18 protein-coding genes are annotated in these 17587 nt (G+C 73.5%); 9 read left to right on the plus strand and 9 right to left on the minus strand.

What is annotated here, in order from left to right; genetic code table 11:
* The first annotated feature begins 121 nt into the window (after positions 1 to 121).
* Positions 122 to 1453: an ABC1 kinase family protein gene (locus tag OG617_RS09035; protein WP_405100379.1), complete on the plus strand. Its 1332-nt coding sequence runs from the start codon at positions 122 to 124 to the stop codon at positions 1451 to 1453.
* A 386-nt stretch (positions 1454 to 1839) separates the two neighbouring features.
* Here OG617_RS09035 and OG617_RS09040 read toward each other — a convergent pair whose 3' ends face one another.
* The 3 genes from OG617_RS09040 to OG617_RS09050 all read right to left on the minus strand — a co-directional run bounded on the left by OG617_RS09040 (position 1840) and on the right by OG617_RS09050 (position 4904).
* The gene (locus OG617_RS09040) at positions 1840 to 2205 is read right to left on the minus strand and encodes a WhiB family transcriptional regulator (RefSeq protein ID WP_405100381.1); all 366 of its coding nucleotides are present in this window, start codon (positions 2203 to 2205) and stop codon (positions 1840 to 1842) included.
* A gap of 128 nt (positions 2206 to 2333) precedes the next feature.
* A complete protein-coding gene (locus OG617_RS09045; protein WP_396676911.1) occupies positions 2334 to 2588 on the minus strand; it encodes a hypothetical protein in 255 nt (84 codons plus the stop codon).
* A gap of 123 nt (positions 2589 to 2711) precedes the next feature.
* Positions 2712 to 4904, minus strand: a complete 2193-nt coding sequence (locus OG617_RS09050) for an ATP-dependent DNA helicase UvrD2 (RefSeq protein ID WP_405100383.1) — start codon at positions 4902 to 4904, stop codon at positions 2712 to 2714.
* Between the two features lie 90 nt (positions 4905 to 4994).
* Here OG617_RS09050 and OG617_RS09055 point away from each other — a divergent pair, with 90 nt between their 5' ends.
* Positions 4995 to 5237: a mycoredoxin gene (locus OG617_RS09055; RefSeq protein WP_161685495.1), complete on the plus strand. Its 243-nt coding sequence runs from the start codon at positions 4995 to 4997 to the stop codon at positions 5235 to 5237.
* A gap of 103 nt (positions 5238 to 5340) precedes the next feature.
* Here the strand turns inward: OG617_RS09055 and OG617_RS09060 are convergent, their stop codons facing one another.
* A complete protein-coding gene (locus tag OG617_RS09060; RefSeq protein WP_405100385.1) occupies positions 5341 to 6606 on the minus strand; it encodes an MFS transporter in 1266 nt (421 codons plus the stop codon).
* Between the two features lie 208 nt (positions 6607 to 6814).
* Here OG617_RS09060 and OG617_RS09065 point away from each other — a divergent pair, with 208 nt between their 5' ends.
* The 3 genes from OG617_RS09065 to OG617_RS09075 all read left to right on the plus strand — a co-directional run bounded on the left by OG617_RS09065 (position 6815) and on the right by OG617_RS09075 (position 8592).
* Complete coding sequence (locus tag OG617_RS09065; RefSeq protein ID WP_405100387.1) at positions 6815 to 7792, plus strand: helix-turn-helix domain-containing protein; 978 nt, start codon at positions 6815 to 6817, stop codon at positions 7790 to 7792.
* Between the two features lie 76 nt (positions 7793 to 7868).
* Positions 7869 to 8108, plus strand: a complete 240-nt coding sequence (locus OG617_RS09070) for a DUF397 domain-containing protein (protein WP_405100389.1) — start codon at positions 7869 to 7871, stop codon at positions 8106 to 8108.
* Between the two features lie 214 nt (positions 8109 to 8322).
* Positions 8323 to 8592: a hypothetical protein gene (locus OG617_RS09075; protein WP_396676917.1), complete on the plus strand. Its 270-nt coding sequence runs from the start codon at positions 8323 to 8325 to the stop codon at positions 8590 to 8592.
* Between the two features lie 282 nt (positions 8593 to 8874).
* Here the strand turns inward: OG617_RS09075 and nudC are convergent, their stop codons facing one another.
* The 4 genes from nudC to OG617_RS09095 form a co-directional block, all read right to left on the minus strand.
* Positions 8875 to 9840 (minus strand): NAD(+) diphosphatase, encoded by a 966-nt coding sequence (gene nudC, locus OG617_RS09080; RefSeq protein WP_405103588.1) that lies wholly within the window; start codon positions 9838 to 9840, stop codon positions 8875 to 8877.
* Between the two features lie 14 nt (positions 9841 to 9854).
* A complete protein-coding gene (locus tag OG617_RS09085) occupies positions 9855 to 11198 on the minus strand; it encodes a M16 family metallopeptidase (RefSeq protein WP_405100392.1) in 1344 nt (447 codons plus the stop codon).
* 56 nt (positions 11199 to 11254) lie between these two features.
* A complete protein-coding gene (locus OG617_RS09090) occupies positions 11255 to 12565 on the minus strand; it encodes a M16 family metallopeptidase (protein WP_405100394.1) in 1311 nt (436 codons plus the stop codon).
* A 76-nt stretch (positions 12566 to 12641) separates the two neighbouring features.
* The gene (locus OG617_RS09095; protein ID WP_405100396.1) at positions 12642 to 13715 is read right to left on the minus strand and encodes an LLM class flavin-dependent oxidoreductase; all 1074 of its coding nucleotides are present in this window, start codon (positions 13713 to 13715) and stop codon (positions 12642 to 12644) included.
* A 184-nt stretch (positions 13716 to 13899) separates the two neighbouring features.
* Here OG617_RS09095 and OG617_RS09100 point away from each other — a divergent pair, with 184 nt between their 5' ends.
* Genes OG617_RS09100 through OG617_RS09115 form a run of 4 tightly spaced genes read left to right on the plus strand, consistent with a single transcriptional unit; the run spans position 13900 to position 17137 of the window.
* A complete protein-coding gene (locus OG617_RS09100) occupies positions 13900 to 14964 on the plus strand; it encodes an ABC transporter substrate-binding protein (RefSeq protein ID WP_405100398.1) in 1065 nt (354 codons plus the stop codon).
* Positions 14961 to 15740: an ABC transporter ATP-binding protein gene (locus OG617_RS09105; RefSeq protein ID WP_405100400.1), complete on the plus strand. Its 780-nt coding sequence runs from the start codon at positions 14961 to 14963 to the stop codon at positions 15738 to 15740. Before OG617_RS09100 ends, OG617_RS09105 begins: the two co-directional genes overlap by 4 nt.
* Positions 15730 to 16617, plus strand: a complete 888-nt coding sequence (locus tag OG617_RS09110; protein WP_405100402.1) for an ABC transporter permease — start codon at positions 15730 to 15732, stop codon at positions 16615 to 16617. Before OG617_RS09105 ends, OG617_RS09110 begins: the two co-directional genes overlap by 11 nt.
* Position 16618: 1 nt before the next feature.
* Entirely contained in the window at positions 16619 to 17137 is a 519-nt protein-coding gene (locus OG617_RS09115) for an RrF2 family transcriptional regulator (RefSeq protein ID WP_405100404.1), read from the plus strand.
* Positions 17138 to 17183: 46 nt separating this feature from the next.
* Here OG617_RS09115 and OG617_RS09120 read toward each other — a convergent pair whose 3' ends face one another.
* Positions 17184 to 17405: a hypothetical protein gene (locus OG617_RS09120; RefSeq protein ID WP_396676923.1), complete on the minus strand. Its 222-nt coding sequence runs from the start codon at positions 17403 to 17405 to the stop codon at positions 17184 to 17186.
* Positions 17406 to 17587 lie beyond the last annotated feature (182 nt).

Consider the following 17587-nt stretch of genomic DNA (forward strand, 5'->3'; position numbering starts at 1 on the left):
GGCCAGCGGGCGGGCACGGAGGGCACGGACGGGCGGCGCGGCGGCCACCGATCCGGGGGTCGGGCGGCCCGGCCCGGCCACGGAGCAGCCGCGAGGCCGCCGAGTCGGTCACAATGGCCGAGTGACCGACATCCCGCGCCGGGCCATGTCCCGGACCGCCAAGCTCGCCGCTCTGCCGCTCGGCTTCGCCGGCCGGACCGTCCTCGGCATGGGTAAGCGCGTCACCGGGCTGGCTTCCGACGTGATCTCCGCCGAGATCCAGCAGCGCACGGCCGAGCAGCTGTTCAGCGTCCTCGGGCAGCTCAAGGGCGGGGCGATGAAGTTCGGCCAGGCGCTGTCGGTGTTCGAGGCGGCCCTGCCCGAGGAGGTCGCCGCCCCCTACCGGCAGGCCCTCACCAAGCTCCAGGAGGCGGCGCCGCCGCTGCCCGCGGCCACCGTGCACAAGGTGCTCGCCGAGCAGCTCGGTCCGGCCTGGCGGGAGCACTTCGACAAGTTCGACGACACCCCGGCCGCCGCGGCCAGCATCGGGCAGGTGCACCGGGCCGTGTGGCGGGACCCGGACGGCGGGGCGTCCCGCGACGCGGCCGTCAAGATCCAGTACCCGGGGGCCGGCGACGCGCTGCTCACCGACCTCAAGCAGCTCTCCCGTCTCGGCGGGATGTTCCGGGCGATCCAGCCCGGGCTGGACGTCAAGCCGCTGCTGGTCGAGCTGCGCGAGCGGATCACCGAGGAGCTGGATTACGAGCTGGAGGCCGAGTCGCAGCGTGCCTTCGCCGCCGCGTACGCGGACGACAAGGAGATCTTCATCCCGGCGGTGCTCGCGGCCACCCCCCGGGTTCTAGTCACCGAGTGGATCGAGGGCACCCCGCTGGCCGAGATCATCCGGGCGGGCACGGAGGAGCAGCGCGACGAGGCCGGCCGGCTGATGGCCATCCTGCACCTTTCCGCGCCGGCCCGGGCCGGCCTGCTGCACGCCGACCCGCACCCGGGCAACTTCCGGCTGCTGCCGGACGGTCGGCTCGGCGTGATCGACTTCGGGGCGGTGGCCCGGATGCCGGAGGGCACGCCCGAGCCGATCGGCCGGCTCGCCGGGCTGGCCCTGCGCGGCGAGGCCGACGGAGTCGTCGAGGGGCTACGCGAGGAGGGCTTCGTCAGCCCCACCGAGCCGATCGACGCCCAGGCCGTGCTGGACTTCATCCGGCCCATGCTGACCCCGGTCGCGGAGGAGGAGTTCCGGTTCACCCGGGCCTGGCTGCGGGCCGAGGCGACCCGCCTGGCCAGCCCTCGCTCACCGGCGTACCAGCTCAGCCGGCAGCTCAACCTCCCCCCGTCGTACCTGCTGATCCACCGGGTGACGCTCGGCTCGATCGGGGTGCTCTGCCAACTCGATGCCAAGGCGCCGTACCGGTCGATCCTGGAGCGCTGGCTGCCGGGCTTCGCCCCGGTGGCCTGAACCGGCCGCACGGACGAGCGGCCGAAACCGGCCGCCCGGATCGCGGGCAGATGCCGGCGGCGCGGATCGGGCCGGTCCACGACGCGGGGGCGTGTCGGCCGGTCGGCCGACACGCCCCCGCGTGTGTCGTGTTCGGTTACAGAACGCCCAGGTCGCGAGCCGATCGGCTGTGGCTGCTGATCGCGACGGTACGGGCGGATCGGGTTGCCTCAGTGCTCGTGGTGGTGCGACCGGCCTGAGGCCGGGGCATTCGGGCCCGGGACAACGCTTCGTGGAGTAGTTGCATCTCGACGGCTCCGATGGGCAGGTGCATCATGGGGATCAGCTCTCTCTCGTGTCTCTCTCGTGCCGGTGTGGACCGGCGGGGATGGTGCGGATCGGGTGTGTCAGGCAGCAAGCCGGAGGGTGTTGCGCGACGTGGACAGCCCACCGGCTGCCAGGCGCGCCTCGGCCTCGACCTTCAGCGCGGCGTCACGGGCGACGTCCTCCTTGCGCGGGCGGCCCCGGGGCCGCTTGCGCGGGACGACCGCGCCACGCTCGAAGATCTCGCCACCCCAGACACCCCAGGGCTCGGCCCGCTCCATCGCCCCGGCGAGGCACTCGACGCGCAGCGGGCAGTCCCCGCAGAGCGACTTGGCCAGCTCAAGCTCGGTGGGCGAGTCGGAGAACCACAGGTCGGGGTCGAACTTCCGGCAGGACAGGTTCGCCTCCACTTCGACGCTCACGTCGACGGGGGCCAACGCCAGACTCATCTCCCGGTCACCTCTCTCTCACTTCGATCTTGTGGATCGGACTTCCGACGTACTTCGGCAGGAAAAAACTGAGGCCGCGGATCCCAGTAGCGGGTTCCGCGGCCTCGAGGTGAGCCGGAGTCTGATGATCAGACCGGTCTACCTCGAGGTGGAACGCCGCGGACATCCGTGCGCTTCTTGACGCCATCGATGTCCATGCCCGTGGAGCCACTGGCCCCCTCGACTCCGGTCGGCGGCGCGACGGTCAGATTCAGCTCGGCCTGAACCCGGACCTGGTGCGCCTGCGGAGCCGACGGCCGAGCGGCGAGGGCCGCCCGGACAGTCGACAGCGGAGCAACGGCAGCGGGCATCCCCGCTGGGCGCTCATAGGTGAAGATCTCCATTGGTGACACCTCCCTCACGTTCCTCGAAGTCGACTGGCCTCCACCCCCTGAGCAGCCGGAATGGCGCTGCTCGCGAGGTGTGTCCTGAGGCTATTCCTCGCCCGGGGGCGAGGGCAAACGAATTTACGGCTCGATTTCGAAAGTTTTCTCAGGGCAGACATCGTCGACCGCCGCGCCCCCCACGAGGGCCAGCACCAGCTCGCCGTACAGGCCGATTTTGCGGGGGCCGATGCCGGCGATCGCGATCAGCTCCTCGGGCCGGCCGGGTCGCCGTTCCGCCAGCGCGACGAGGGTGGCGTCGGTGAACACCACGTACGCCGGGACCTTCTGCGCCCCGGCCACCCGGGCCCGCCAGTCGTGCAGCCGCTCGTACAGGTCCTGGTCGATGTCGGACGGGCAGGTCGGGCAGCGGCCGAGCTTGCGGTCCGGGCCGGAGAGCAGGGTCGCGCCGCAGATCCGGCAGGAGACCATCTGGGGACGGCGACGCTCGGCCCGCTTGGCCGCACCGGCCCCGGCCCGCTCGGCCCCGGCCCGCTCGGTCCCAGCCCGCTCGGTCCCGCCGCCGGAGCGGTCGAGCTGGGGCAGGAACCGCGACGGCCGCCGGGCCCGCCCACCGGGCGAGCGGGCCACCGCGTACGACAGCCAGAGCCACTCCCGGGCCCGGGTGATCCCGACGTAGAGCAGCCGGCGCTCCTCCTCGACCTGCTCGGCGGTGCGGGCGTACGTGGTGGGCAGGGTGCCCTCGGAGAGCCCGACCAGGAAGACCGCGTCCCACTCCAGGCCCTTGGCCGAGTGCAGGGACGACAGGGTCACCCCCTCCACCGTCGGCACGTGCTGCTGGGCGGCCCGGCGGGCCAACTCGTCGTTGAAGTCGGCCAGCGTCACCGGGCGCTCCACGGCGGCGGCCTCACCGATCGGCAGCACCGGCGGGCTGGCCGCGTGCTCCTCGGCGAGCTGGACCAAGGCGGCCAGCGCCTCCCAGCGTTCCCGGGCCGCGCCGCCGGCCGGGGCGGCGTCCGGGGCCCAGCCGACCGCCGAAAGGCCCTCCACGACGGCGACCCGCAACGGGGTCTCGCCGGGGATCGAGCGGGTCGCGGCCCGCAGCGCCACCATCGCCTGGCGCACCTCGACCCGCTCGAAGAACCGCTCGGCGCCCTGCACCACGTACGGCACCTCGGCCTCGGTGAGCGCCTTCTCGTACGCCTCGGACTGGGCGTTGGTGCGGAACAGCACGGCGATCTCCCGGGCCGGGGTGCCGGCGTCGACCAGTGCCCGGCAGCGGGTCGCCACGGCGGCGGCCTCGGCCGGCTCGTCGGTGAAGATCCGCAGCTCCGGTTCGGGGCCGGTCGGGCGCTGCCCGAGCAGCTCCAACCGCAGCCGGGCCTCGGTGCCCCGGGCCTGGGAGATGACGGCGTTGGCCAGCCCGACCACCTGCGGGGTGGAGCGGTAGTCCCGGACCAGCCGGACCACGGTGGCGCCCCGGTGTCGGCGGGGGAAGTCGACCAGGTACGCCGAGGTGGCCCCGGTGAACGAGTAGATCGTCTGGCTGGCGTCGCCGACCACGGTCACGTCGTCCCGGCCGCCCAGCCACGCCTCCAGCAGCCGCTGCTGCAACGGGTTGACGTCCTGGTACTCGTCGACCACGAAGTGCCGGTACTGGCCGCGGACCTGCTCGGCCACGTCCGGGTGCTCCTCGATGCCCCACACGGCAGCGCGCAGCATGTCCTCGAAGTCGATCACCCCGTTGGACCGCTTGAGCCTCTCGTACGCGGCGAACACCTCGGCCACCTTCGCCGGCTCGTGCGGCGTGTCACGCAGCGCCTTGGCCGCCGCGACGACGTACTCCCCCGGCTCGACCAGGGACGACTTGGCCCACTCGATCTCGCCGGCCAGGTCCCGGGCGGCGGCCCGGTCGGTCCGCAGGCCGACCCGGGCGGCGGCGAGCGTGACCACCCGGGCCTTGCTGTCCAGCAGCTCGGGCATCGCCCGGCCCGCCAGCAGCCGGGGGGCGAAGTAGCGCACCTGGCGCAGCGCGGCGGCGTGGAAGGTGCGCGCCTGCACGCCCTGCGCCCCGAGGGCGGTGAGCCGGGCCCGCATCTCGGCGGCGGCGCGGGCGGTGAAGGTGACCGCGAGCACGTGCCGGGGGGACACCTCGCCGGTCAGCGCCCGGTGGGCGATGCGCGAGGTGACCGCCCGGGTCTTGCCGGTGCCGGCGCCGGCCAGGACGCAGACCGGCCCGGCGGGGGCGGTCACCGCGGCGCGCTGCTCCGGGTCCAGCCCGGCGAGCACCAGTTCCGACGCTGAGTGAACCCCCACAGCGAGGAATCATCTCAGCTCCCTCTGATGTTGCAGCGGTTAGCCTGGCCTGACCGGACTGGCGGAACGGACCTTGGAGGACACCCGATCATGTTGACGATGTACTCGACCCCGTGGTGCGGCTACTGTCACCGACTCAAGTCGCAGCTCGACCGGGAGGGCATCGCGTACCAGGTGGTCGACATCGAGCAGGACACGAAGGCTGCCGAGTTCGTGATGAAGGTCAACGGCGGTAACCAGACCGTCCCGACGCTGCACTTCGCCGACGGCAGCGCCCTCACCAACCCGTCCATCACCCAGGTCAAGCAGCACCTGGCCGCCCTACCCGGCTGACCACCCCACCCGCCCCTCAGAGTGGGGCGCGCGCACTTTCACGGAAAGAGTGGCCATTCCGCCCGGAATGGCCACTCTTTCCGTGTATTTGCGGGGGGTGGGGTTAGGGAGTGGGGCGGGGGGTGGGGGTGGGGGTGGCTGGGGCGGGCGGGCGGCGTTGAAGCGGGATGTGGACCATCGGGGCGGGGGTGGGGGTGGAGAGGCGGCGGCCTCGCCACAGGAAGACGCCGGCGGCCGTGGTGGTCAGGCCTACCAGCGCGAACAGCAGCCGGTAGTCGAACACGCCGACGAGCAGCGCGCCGGTGCCGATGGAGACCGCCTGAGGGCCGCTGACCAGGGCTTCCGACGCCGCCGCGACCCGGCCGAGCAAACCCGCCGGGGTACGCCGTTGGATGAGCGTGTTCAGTCCCACCGTGATCAGCGGAAGCGCGGCCCCGGCCAGCAGCAGCGCCGCGCAGCCCAGCCAGAGGGTCGGGTACGCCAGGGCCAACGCGGCCGGACCGAACAGGGTCACCCCGGCGGCCAGCGTGCCCACCTCGCCCGCACGGCGCACCATGGCGGCGGAGAACAGGCCACCGACCAGCCCGCCGACGCCCTGCACGGTGACCAGCACGCCGACGAACGCGGCGTCGCGGCGCAGCCCGTGGTCGACGTACGCGAAGATCAGTGATTCGGTGAAGCCCATCACCAGCGAGCCGAGGCCGTAGCCGAGCAGCGCCCGGCGCAGCGCCGGCTCGCCGGCCAGGTGACGCAGCCCGGCCCCCAGCTCGGCCGACCACCGCAGCTCGCCGCCGGCCGACGGTGTCTCGGGCACCCGGAGCAGGGCGACCACGGCGGCGGCCGCGACGAACCCGGTCATCGCCAGCGCGGTCAGCAGCCAGCCGCCGACGGCGGCGTAGAGCGCGGCCCCGGCGAGCGGCCCGATCAGCCGCAGCCCCTGGCGCACGGTCTGCAGCAAGCCGTTGGCGTCGGCGAGCAGCTCGACGGGGACCAGTTGCTGGATCAGGCCGCTGAGCAGCGCGCTCAGCGTCAGGTACGACAACCCGTACAGGGCCGCCACCACGTAGATGATCCGGACGTCGGCGCTCTCGGAGACGGTGAACAGCGGGGTGAGCAGGGCGGCGGTGGCGAGGTTCGCGACGATGAAGAAGGGCCGCCGGGGGTACCGGTCGACCGCCCAGCCGACCAGCGGCGCGAGCACCATCGGCGCGATGATCGCGAAGATCGTCGCCCCGGCCAGCCCGTCGGAGCCGGTCAGGTCCTTCACCCAGATGGCGAGGGCGAGCAGCAGGATCGACTCGGCGGCCATGCTGGCCAGCAACCCGCCGAAGAGCAGGCGGAACTCGGGTCGGCGCAGGACGGTGCGCATCGGGTTTCCTCTCGGAGGGTGGCCGGGGGCCACGGGGGTCGACGGCGACGTCGTCGGGATCGCTCGCACCAGGTCAGCGGTCCTCTTTCTGCGAGACACGCCCCGTCGGGGCGTCCGACTTCGGTCGCGCCCGTCCATACTGACCGTGGGGGGCGAATTTCATACAGTTACCGTCGCGTCTGCGGCGGTCGACGGAGAAGAGGACACCGTGCCTCCAGCCGGACCCAGCCCGATCATGCGTCGCCGCAGGTTGGGCAATGAGCTGCGCCAGCTGCGCGAGGCCGTCGGCCTCACCGGGGACCAGGTCATCGCGCGAATCGGCTGGGCCTCCGCGTCCAAGCTGTCCCGCCTGGAGAACGGCCGCAGCCGTCCCGACCCCGACGACGTCCGCGTCCTGCTGGACCTCTACGGCGCCGAAGGCGAGTCGCGCGCGGAGCTGCTGGGCATCGCCCAGCAGGCCGGCGACATGCGGGGCTGGCTGAAGAAGTACCCGGTGATGACCCAGCAGCAGCGCATCTTCGCCGAGCTGGAGGCGGGCTGCACCGAGATCCGGGAGTACAACCCCGTGCTGGTCCCGGGTCTGTTGCAGACCCAGGGGTACGCCCGACTGCGGATCGTCTCGGCCCAGCAGGTCGAGTCCGGCGCGGGGGCCCCGGAGACCGGCGAGGCCCCGGAGACCGAGGTGGCCGCCCGGTTGGCCCGCCAGTCGCTGCTGGACCGCACCGACGCGCCGCACTACACGGCGGTGCTGGAGGAGGCGGCGCTGGGCCGGCGGGCCGGCCCGCCGGACGTGCTGTGGGAGCAGCTCCGGCAGCTCTGCGAGCTGGCCATGCTGCCGCACGTCACCCTGCACGTGCTGCCGAGGGACACCCCGATCGGCGACTGGTACCTCCCGCCGACCGCGTTCTCGATCTACCTGTTCGCCGACCCGCTCGACCCGGAGACGCTGGCCATCGAAGGTGGCTTCACCAACGCCATGTCTACCGAGGCAAAAGCCCTGAATCGCTATAAAGTGGTCTTCGAGTGGTTGCGCTCGGCCGCGCTCTCCGAATCGGACACCATCACCTGGCTCTTCGAGGCTTCGGGGCGGCTGGCCGAGGCGGTGGGCCCGTCCGCGGGCGGCCACGGGCCGGCAACGGCGCCGGCCCAGCGCCGCCGACACTCCGGACGCCTGACGGAGCGGTGACCCACCGCGGGACCCGCCCCGTCCGGGCGTGCGGCGCCACTCGTCCCGTCGGAGCAGTTCCAGTCAGGAGCAGACCATGAACGACATCCGCAACACGCCGTCCGCACTCGCCCGGCAGCTGACCGACGTCCCGTGGCGGACCAGCACCCGCAGCCAGACATCGAACTGCGTCGAGGTGGCCCCGCTGAGCGTGGGCCCGGCCGCGGTCGCCCTTCGCGACAGCAAGGACCGCGGCGGCCCGGTACTGCTGTTCGACCGCGCCGGCTGGCGGGGGTTCATCGCCGGGACAAAGGACGGGCAGTTCGATCTGACCTGATCCGGTGACCGGGCGGGGCCGTCGGCGGTGCGCCGGCGGCCCCGACGCGTATCCGGCTTTCCACCCCCGCTGAGCAGGGTTCACCCGATCGGGCGACCCTGCGGACCGATCGGCGGGTTTCACTTGCTGTGACCCCGTCCGGGCGTAACATGTCGACAGAGTGACGTGGAACTTCCACGGAATACCGCCCGTCACGGTCGCATCGGAGTTACCCATGCGGTTCCTGATCGTTCGCACCGACATCCGCGCCGCCGCCGACATCGACATCGCCGCGGCCTGGGCCGGCGGGGGCCGGGTCCGGGACGAGACGACCAGCCCGGAGCCGCGCCGCCAGGTGGTGCACGCCGAGAACCGGGACGCCGCCCTGATGCTGGCCCGGGCCCTGTCGACGGTGGGCGCGGTCCGCTACGGCAGGCAACGGGTAAAGGTGCTCCCCCTCGGCGACTCCGCTCCCCGCCGCCGGCGGCTCGACTCCGGCGGCTGACCCACCCGACGTCCGTCGTGGTCGGACCGGCTCCCCCGCCGTTTCCTCGCCTCACCCGACCAGGGCGGCCCGTGTTCCCGGCCCGGGACCGTCGCGGCAACGGCGGTCACGGGCCGGGACCGTGTCCGGCTCCGGCCCGAGGCGGGTCGGCCGGCGACCTGGGCGGGCCGCGTTCCATGGCGGGTCACCGAACCGAAAGGGCCAGCGGCAGGACAAGCCCACGTTCCAGGGCGGGTCACCGAACCGAAAGGGCCGGCGGGCCGGGATGGCGGGTCGGGGTGGTCAGCAGTGGCCGTCGAGCCAGCGGTGGATCAGGAAGAGCGCGATCGACGACGGCGGGGGTAGCGCCAGCCGGTCGCCGCCGCCCACGCCCACCGGCCGCCCGGCCAGCGCCGCGCCGATCTCCCGCCGGGTGAACCAGCGGGCGTGCGTGATCTCGGCCGGGTCCAGGTGTACGGGGTGCTCCGGGTCGGCCAGGGCGAGGAAGCCGAGCATCAGCGAACCGGGGAACGGCCAGGACTGGCTGCCCACGTACACGATCTCCTCGACCGCGACGCCGACCTCCTCGCCGACCTCGCGCAGCACGGCGGCCTCGGCCGACTCGCCCGGCTCGACGTACCCGGCGAGGCAGGAGTACCGGCGCCCGCCCGGGATGCCCGCCCAGGCGGCGTTACTGCCGAGCAGGCAGCGCCCCTGAAGCCCGTCGACCCCGTCGTGCACCAGGACGATCATCGCCGGGTCGGTGCGCGGCCAGGCCCGGTCGCCGTCCGGGTCGGTCCGGGACCAGCCGGCCTCGTCGACCCGGGTGGGGTGGCCGGTGGCCGAGGAGTAGCCGTGCCGGACGTGCCAGTTGGTCAGCGCCAGCGCGGTGGTGAAGATGCCGGCGTCCCGGTCGAGCAGCAGATGGCCGATGTCGCGCAGGTGCGCCGCCCTGGTGCCCGGCAGCTCGGGCAGCGGGCTGTCCACGGCGAACACCGGCACCCCGTCCGGCTCGACGCCCAGGAACATCGGGACCGAGCGGGGCACCTCGGGCAGCTCGCCGGAGCCGAGCAGCACCAGCTCCGGCGGGGATGTGTCGGCCCGGACCAGGGCCCGCCCGTCGCTGGCCGAGTCGAGCACCAGCACCCGGGCCTGCTCCCAGGCCTCGGCCAGCCACACCGGATCGGCCCGCCGGTGCGCGGCCCGGTCGAGGGTGGACCGGGCCAGCGGCGGGGTGGTCTCCCCGGTCGTGCCGGCGCCCCGGACCAGCCCTCGCCCGGCGGTCACGGCCGGGCCGGCTCGGTGTGCACCGGGGCGAGCGCGGACAGGGCGGGGGCGATCCGCTCGGCGTCGCCGAGCACCACGGTGACCGCCCGCGCCGGGGCCAGGTAGCGCTGGGCCGCCTCGGCCACGTCGGCGACGGTGGCCTTGGCCAGCCGGGCGGCGTGCTCGGCGAGGAAGTCCAGGCGCAGCCCGTTGGCCGCGAACACGCTGGTCAGCGACGCCAGCCCGGCCTGGGTGGACATGCCGAGCTGGAGGGTGCCGAGGGCGTACTGGCGGGCCTGCTCCAGCTCGTCCGGCTTCGGCGGCAGGGAGGCCAGCCGGCCCAACTCGTACGTCGTCTCCAGCAACGCCGGGCCGGTGACCTCGGTGGCCACCTCGGCGGCGGCGATCAGCACCGACCCGGCCACCGAGTGCTCGACCAGCGAGTGCGGGCCGTACGTGTAGCCCTTGTCCTCGCGGATGTTCTCCACCCAGCGGGAGGAGAAGTAGCCGCCGAAGAGCAGGTTGGCCAGTTGCAGCGCGGCGTGGTCGGGGTGGGTGCGGGGCACCGCCGGCAGGGCGATGCGCAGCGAGGACTGCACCGAGCCGGGCCGGTCGACCAGCAGCAGCGGGCCGGGCTCCAGCGGCGGGGCGGGCGGCAGCTCGCCGTCGTGCCCGGCGCCGCTCCAGCCCGACAGGGCCTTGTCTGCGGCGTCCAGCGCCCGCTCCGGCTGCACGTCGCCGACCAGCACCAGCACCGCGTCGGCCGGGTGCACCCGCTCGGCGTGCAGCCGGCGCAGCGCCGCCGGCCGGACCGCGTGCACCTGCTCCGGCTCGGGAGTCTGCACGGCGTACGGGTGCTTGCCGTAGACCCGCCGGAGCAGGGCGTTGCGGGCCAGGTGGGCCGGCTGGCTCTGGGCCACCTGGATCCGGTCGACCAGCCGGTCCCGCTCGGTGCCGACCTCCTCGCCCGGGTACGTCGCCCCGGTCAGCACGTCGGCGAGGATCTCCAGCATCCGGTCCAGCCCGGTGACCAGGCCGGCGCCGGAGAGCATCAGCCGGTCCGGGTCGATGCCGGCGGAGAGCCCGCCGCCGACCGCCTGGAGTTCGGCGGCGATCTGCACGCTGGTCATCGACGCTGTGCCGGAGAGCATCGTCTGCGCGAGCACCGCGCCCCGGGCCAGGGGGGTCCGGCCGGCCGGCATCGACAGCCGCAGCTCGACCAGGGGGACGGCAGGCCGGCGCACCGCGATGACGGTCAGGCCGTTGCCGAGCCGACGCTCGGCCTGCCTGGGCACCTTGAGCCTGCGGTTCGGGCCGAGCGGCGGCAGCGTCCGCGCCCCGGCCTGGACGGTTCCCGTCACCTGGCCCTCCTTCGTTCGCGACTGCGGGGCTCGCAAACCCGGCTCGCTCCTCGCGCTCACCGGGCACCTCCTGCGATGACCTCGACGGACGCACGGCGCTCCGGCCGCAGGGTGGCGGCGGCGGCCTGGACCTGCTCGTCGGTGACCTCGCCGACCAGTCGGGGCAGCTCGTTGAGCAGGCCCGGCTCGCCGCGCTGCTGCTCCAGCACCGCCATCCGCAGCGCCCGGCCGAGCACCGCGTCGGTGTCGCGCAGCAGGTGGGTGGCCATCCGGGCCTGGGTGCGGGCCAGCTCACCGTCGGTGGGACCGTCGGTGGCTAGCCGGTCCAGCTCCTCGTCGAAGGTGCGCAGCACCTTGTCCACGTCGCCGCCCGGTGGCAGGTGCGCCTGGAGCAGCAGCGCGGTGGGGTCGCGCACGTCGAACGGGTCGCCCATGAAGCCGACGTACCCGCCGAGGCTGGTCACCGTGCGGTCCCGCTGGACCAGCCGCTCGACCAGCCGGGACGCGTCGCCGTCGGTGAGCACCTCGGCGAGCACCACGTACGGCAGGTAGCCGGTGAAGTCGGTGATCGGGTCGGGCACCCGCCAGGCGGCGGCCACCGCGGGCAGCGGGGCCAGCGCGTCGGTGTACGACGAACGCCGCTCGGCGGTCAGGTCGGGCTCGTCGAAGTCGGGGCGCTGCGGGGCGGGCCGGGCCGGCACGTCGCCGAAGTGCCGCTCGATCAGCGTGGTGGCCTCGGCCACGTCGACGTCCCCGCTGACCGCGAGCACTGCGTTGCCGCTGGCGTAGTAGTGGCGGAAGAAGTCCGCCGCGTCGGCGACAGTGGCCGACTCCAGGTCGTCGAAGGAGCCGTAGCCGTCGTGCGCGTTCGGGAAGGTGTCGAACATGACCGGCGGCAGGGTCAGCCACGGGAACCCGCCGTACGGGCGGTTGAGCACGTTGACCCGGATCTCCTCCTTGACCACGTCGACCTGGTTGCGCAGGTTCTCCTCGGTCAGCCGGGGGCCGCGCATCCGGTCGGCCTCCAGGAACAGCGCCCGTTCCAGGGCGTTGCTCGGCAGGGTCTCGTAGTAGTCGGTGTAGTCGTGATGGGTGGAGCCGTTGAAGGTGCCACCCGCCCCCTGCACGTGCCGGAAGTGGGCCAGCTTCTCCAGGTTCTCCGAGCCCTGGAACATCAGGTGCTCGAAGAGGTGGGCGAAGCCGGTACGCCCCTCGGGCTCGGACCGGATGCCGACGTCGTAGACCACCGCCACCCCGATCACCGGGGCGCTGCGGTCGGGGGTGAGCACCACCCGCAGGCCGTTGCCGAGGGTGAACCGCTCGACCGGATACTTCGTCGCTGGAATTCTCGATCTCCGCGCCGCCACGGGACCGACCCTAGCGCGTCGGCGCCTCCGACGGCGGCGACCTACCGCAGGCCGGCTCAGCCCACCGGGGCCGGGATCACGGCGAGGGAGGCCGCCACCCGGGGCAGCACCTCCGCGCCGACCCGTTCCGCCTCCTCCCGGTGCGGCCATCCGGAGAGGACGAACTCGTCGACGCCGTGTGCGGCGTACTCGTCGATCCGGGCCGCGACCTCGGCGTAGCTGCCGACGAGCGCGGTGCCGGCGCCCTCGCGGACCAGGCCACCCCGGCCCAGAGGTTCGGCGCGACGGTGAGCCCGTCGGCGCTCCCGGCGTGCAGGGCGGCCATCCGGGCCTGACCGACCGAGTCCATCCGGCGGTACCGCGCCTGCGCGGCGGCGATCCGCTCCGGGCTCATCCCGGCCAGCAGGCGGTCCGCCTCCGCCCACGCCTGCGCGGCGGTCGGGCGGGCGATGACGTGCAGCCGGATCCCGGTGCGCAGGGTCCGCCCCTCCTCGGCGGCCCGGACGCGGACGCGGTCCACCCGGGTGGCGATCGCGGCGGGCGGCTCGCCCCACATCAGGTACGTGTCGGCCTGCCGGGCGGCCACCGCCTCGGCGGCCGGGGACGCGCCGCCGAAGTAGACCGGGGGCGGGTCGGCGAGCGGGGCGGTCAGCCCGCCGCCGGCGACCTGGTAGTGCTCGCCGGCGAAGTCGAACGGGCTCCCGCGCCAGGCCCGGCGGAGCACCTCGACGAACTCGCCGGTCCGCGCGTAGCGGGCGTCGTGGTCCAGGAAGTCGCCGTACGCCCGCTGCTCGGCCGGGTCGCCGCCGGTGACGACGTTGAGCGCGAGGCGCCCGCCGGACATCGACTGGAACGCCTCGGCCTGCTGGGCGATCAGGGTGGGCAGCGCGAACCCGGCCCGTACGGCGACCAGCATGCCGATCCGTTCGGTGTGCTGGGCGACGGCCGCGCAGACGATCCACGGGTCGGGGCAGCCGGACCCGACAGGGGTGAGCAGCGCGGCGAAGCCGGCCGCCTCGGCGGTCCGGGCCACCTCGGTCAGGTAGCCGACGGTGGCCGCCCGGTCGTGCCGCGCCGCGCCGGCCGCGACGGTGGCGGCGCCGACCTGGTGCCCGTCGCCGGAGGTGGGAAGGAACCAGTGGAAGGTCATGCAGACCGCCTCTCCGCCGCCCCCGCCACCTGGCCGAGGGACGCCGGAGAACCTACCAAGAAGGTAGGAAAACCGGGAATAACTTCGAGCGTGAATCCCGCGATGTGGACGGGTCTTGACGCCGCCCGAGCGCTGCCCCAGTCTTCCTACCAACTAAGTAGGAATACTTCGGATTGGACTGACGATGAGACGGCTCCCCTTCCGTCGGATGCTCTCCCTGGCCACCCTCACCGTGGTGGGCGCGGCGACCCTGGGCGCCACCGCCGCGTGCGGCGAGGACGACGGCGCAGCCGGGGGCGGCTCCGGCCCGGTGACTTTGCGGCTGGGCTACTTCCCCAACATCACCCACGCCTCGGCCGTGGTCGGAGTGGAGAAGGGCATCTTCGCCGAGAAGCTCGGCGGCGACGTCAAGCTGGACACCAAGACCTTCAACGCCGGCCCGGCCGCCATCGAGGCGGTCTTCTCCGGCGCGCTCGACGCGACGTACATCGGGCCGAACCCGACGGTGAACGCCTTCTCCAAGTCCAAGGGCGAGGCGGTCCGGGTCATCTCCGGCGCCGCGTCCGGCGGCGTCGCCCTGGTGGTCAAGCCCGGGATCACCTCGGTCGAGCAGTTGCGCGGCAAGAAGATCGCCACCCCGCAGCTCGGCAACACCCAGGACGTCGCGCTGCGCTACTGGCTCAAGGAGAAGGGCCTGACCGCCACCAAGGAGGGCGGCGGCGACGTCAAGGTGGTCCCGCAGGAGAACGCCCAGACCGTGGAGACGTTCAACAGCGGCGCGATCGACGGCGCGTGGGTGCCCGAGCCGTTCGTCTCCCGGCTGGTCAACGCCGGCGGCAAGGTGCTGCTCGACGAGCGCGACCTGTGGCCGGACAGGAAGTTCGTGATCACCAACCTGATCGTCTCCACCAAGTTCCTCAAGGCCCACCCCGACGTGGTGAAGAAGCTGGTCGAGGGTCAGGTCGCGGCGAACGAGTTCGTCAACACCAGGCCCGACGAGTCGCAGCAGGCAATCTCAGACCACATCGGAAAGATCGCCGGCAAGCCGCTGGACGTGAAGCTGATCAAGCAGGCGTGGCCGACGTTGGAGTTCACCAACGACCCGATCGCCTCGTCGCTGAAGACCGGCCTGGACCACGCGGTCGCCGTCGAGCTGACCCAGCCGGTCAGCCTGGACGGCCTCTACGACCTGAAGTACCTCAACGAGGTGCTCAAGGCCCAGGGCAAGCCCGAGGTCACCCAACCATGACGTCGACCACGACGACGCCATGCAGCGCGACCGGATCGGTCGCGCTGCACGGCGTCACCAAGGTGTACGGGCACGGCGAGAGCGCCGTCCTCGCCCTGGACGGAGTCTCCCTCGACGTAGCGCCCGGCGAATTCGTCTGCCTCGTCGGCGCCTCCGGCTGCGGCAAGAGCACCCTGCTCAACCTGGTCGCCGGCCTGGACCGGATCAGCGGCGGGCGGATCGAGCTCGGCGACGGGGTCAACCCGGGGCTGATGTTCCAGGAGTCCGCCCTGTTCCCCTGGCTCACCGTCGAGGGCAATGTGGAGGTGCCGCTGAAGCTGCGCGGCATGCCCCGGTCCGCGCGCCGGGAGCGGGTCGCCGAACTGCTGCGCACGGTGCACCTGGCCGACTTCGCCCGCAAGCGCCCGCACGAGCTGTCCGGCGGCATGCGGCAGCGGGTGGCGCTGGCCCGCACCCTCGCGCTGGACACGCCGGTGCTGCTGATGGACGAGCCGTTCGGCGCGCTCGACGCGATGACCCGGGACCTCCTGCACGACGAGTTGGAGCGGATCTGGACCGAGCGCAAGCTCACCGTGCTCTTCGTGACCCACAACGTCCGGGAGGCCGCGCGGCTCGCCGACCGGATCATCCTGCTCTCCAGCCGGCCCGGCCGGATCATCTACTCCACCCGGGTCGACGTGCCCCGGCCGCGACGCATCGACTCCCCGGAGATCGCGTCCATCGCCGCCGAGGTCACCGACAAGCTCCGTACGGAGGTGGGCCGCCATGGCCAGTGACACGATCGCCGGCACCCCGCGCGCCGACGCGGAGATCTCCGGGCTCGACGCGCTGGAGATCGCCGGCCGGCAGAAGACGACGACGACCCGGGCCGCGACGATCTGGGCGTCCACCTGGCCGAAAGTGGCGGCGCTCGCCATCGCCATCGGCGCCTGGCAGGCCGTGGTGTGGGCCGGGTTCTGGCCACCGTACTCGCTGCCCGGTCCGGCCACCGTCGGGCAGGAGCTGCTCCGGCAGGTCAGCGGTCCGCAGCTCTGGGAGGGGATGGCCACCACCCTGCGCCGGGCGGCCCTCGGCTACATCTTCTCCGTCGGGGTCGGCCTGCTGTTGGGGCTCGCCGTGGCCCGGTCCCGGGTGCTGCGGGCGGCCATCGGCTCGATGATCACCGCGTTGCAGACCATGCCGTCGATCGCCTGGTTCCCGCTGGCGATCCTGCTGTTCGAGCTGAGCGAGAAGGCCATCTTCTTCGTCGTGGTGCTCGGCGCGGCCCCGTCGATCGCCAACGGGGTGATCAGCGGCGTGGACTACGTCCCGCCGCTGCTGCTGCGCGCCGGGCGCAACCTCGGCGCGCGAGGGCTGAACCTCTACCGGTACGTGATCGCCCCGGCCGCCCTGCCCGCCATCGTCGCCGGGCTCAAGCAGGGCTGGGCCTTCTCCTGGCGCAGCCTGATGGCCGGCGAGCTGATCGTGGTGGGCATCTCGCAGACCTCGCTCGGCGCGCAGCTCACCTACTCGCGGGAGCTGTCCGACGCGCCCTGGCTGCTCTCCACGATGATCGTGATCCTGGTCGTCGGCCTGGTGGTCGACGCCGCGTTCGGGGCGGCCGACCGGGCGATCCGCCGCCGCTGGGGCGTACTGGACCAGGCCGGGCAGTGACGTGTACGTCTCCGCGCGCAGCGACTACGCGCTCCGGGCCATGCTCGCCGTCGCCGCCGCCTCGACCGGCGGCGACCGGCGGGCCGACGCCCGGGGCGTCTCCCCCGAGCCGGGCGGCGAGCTGGTCAAGGCGGCGGCCCTGGCCGAGAGCCAGGCCATCCCGCTGAGTTTCCTCCAGGGCATCCTGCTCGACCTGCGCCGGGCCGGGCTGCTGTACAGCCACCGGGGCACCGAGGGCGGATACGCCCTGGCCCGCCCGGCAGCCGAGATCAGCGTCGGGGACGTGCTCCGCGCGGTCGGCGGGTCGCTCACCTCGGTACGGGGCCTGCCGGCCGGGCACTCCGGCTACCACGGGGTGGCCACCGGGCTGCGCGATGTGTGGCTGGCGGTGGACGGGGCCATCGCCCTGGTGGTGGACCGGACCACCCTGGCCGACCTGCTCACCCGGGAGGGCCGCGACGAAAGGCCGAGCCGGGACAGGCCGGACGCCCTGGGGGCCCGGCCCGTCGGCGGCCCCTGACCGGCCCCGGTTGACCCGGCACGTCCGCCGGCCGGGCCGTGCGGGCTCAGCCGGCGGACTCGTCGGTCGTCTGGACGACGGAGGCGGTGAGGTCGCTGCCCGTTCCCCCCGGAACGTGCAGCCCCACCACCCCCGCCGGTGTCCGGCCGCCGCGGGTGGGATGCCACGGCGAGAACGCCGCGACCGTGGCGAGCGCCAGCCCCGCCCCCGCGACCGCCAGCACCACCGTCAGCTCCCGCAGCGCCCCCGACTCGGCGTTGCACGCCATGGTCAACCCCTCCCCCAGTGGGGCCGACCCCGCCGACCCGCGTTTCCCCCACGGCTAGCATCGACCACACCGAGGCCGCCGAACAGTCACCGATCGGACCCCACCCTGCCTGATTCCCGACTCAGGCGCGGGGCAACTCAGACGCGGGACGGCTCAGGCATCGGTCGGTGACCGCGGAGGAG

It is taken from the genome of Micromonospora sp. NBC_01412 (assembly GCF_045040215.1).
Taxonomy (GTDB): domain Bacteria; phylum Actinomycetota; class Actinomycetes; order Mycobacteriales; family Micromonosporaceae; genus Micromonospora; species Micromonospora rubida.

Excerpts from the sequence above, each read along its gene's own strand:
- OG617_RS09040 (WP_405100381.1), bottom strand. The coding sequence starts at position 2,205 with ATGAGTCTGGCGTTGGCCCCCGTCGACGTGAGCGTCGAAGTGGAGGCG.
- OG617_RS09045 (WP_396676911.1), bottom strand. The coding sequence starts at position 2,588 with ATGGAGATCTTCACCTATGAGCGCCCAGCGGGGATGCCCGCTGCCGTT.
- OG617_RS09055 (WP_161685495.1), top strand. The coding sequence starts at position 4,995 with ATGTTGACGATGTACTCGACCCCGTGGTGCGGCTACTGTCACCGACTC.
- OG617_RS09060 (WP_405100385.1), bottom strand. The coding sequence starts at position 6,606 with ATGCGCACCGTCCTGCGCCGACCCGAGTTCCGCCTGCTCTTCGGCGGG.
- OG617_RS09070 (WP_405100389.1), top strand. The coding sequence starts at position 7,869 with ATGAACGACATCCGCAACACGCCGTCCGCACTCGCCCGGCAGCTGACC.
- OG617_RS09075 (WP_396676917.1), top strand. The coding sequence starts at position 8,323 with ATGCGGTTCCTGATCGTTCGCACCGACATCCGCGCCGCCGCCGACATC.
- OG617_RS09095 (WP_405100396.1), bottom strand. The coding sequence starts at position 13,715 with ATGACCTTCCACTGGTTCCTTCCCACCTCCGGCGACGGGCACCAGGTC.
- OG617_RS09100 (WP_405100398.1), top strand. The coding sequence starts at position 13,900 with ATGAGACGGCTCCCCTTCCGTCGGATGCTCTCCCTGGCCACCCTCACC.
- OG617_RS09105 (WP_405100400.1), top strand. The coding sequence starts at position 14,961 with ATGACGTCGACCACGACGACGCCATGCAGCGCGACCGGATCGGTCGCG.
- OG617_RS09110 (WP_405100402.1), top strand. The coding sequence starts at position 15,730 with ATGGCCAGTGACACGATCGCCGGCACCCCGCGCGCCGACGCGGAGATC.
- OG617_RS09120 (WP_396676923.1), bottom strand. The coding sequence starts at position 17,405 with ATGGCGTGCAACGCCGAGTCGGGGGCGCTGCGGGAGCTGACGGTGGTG.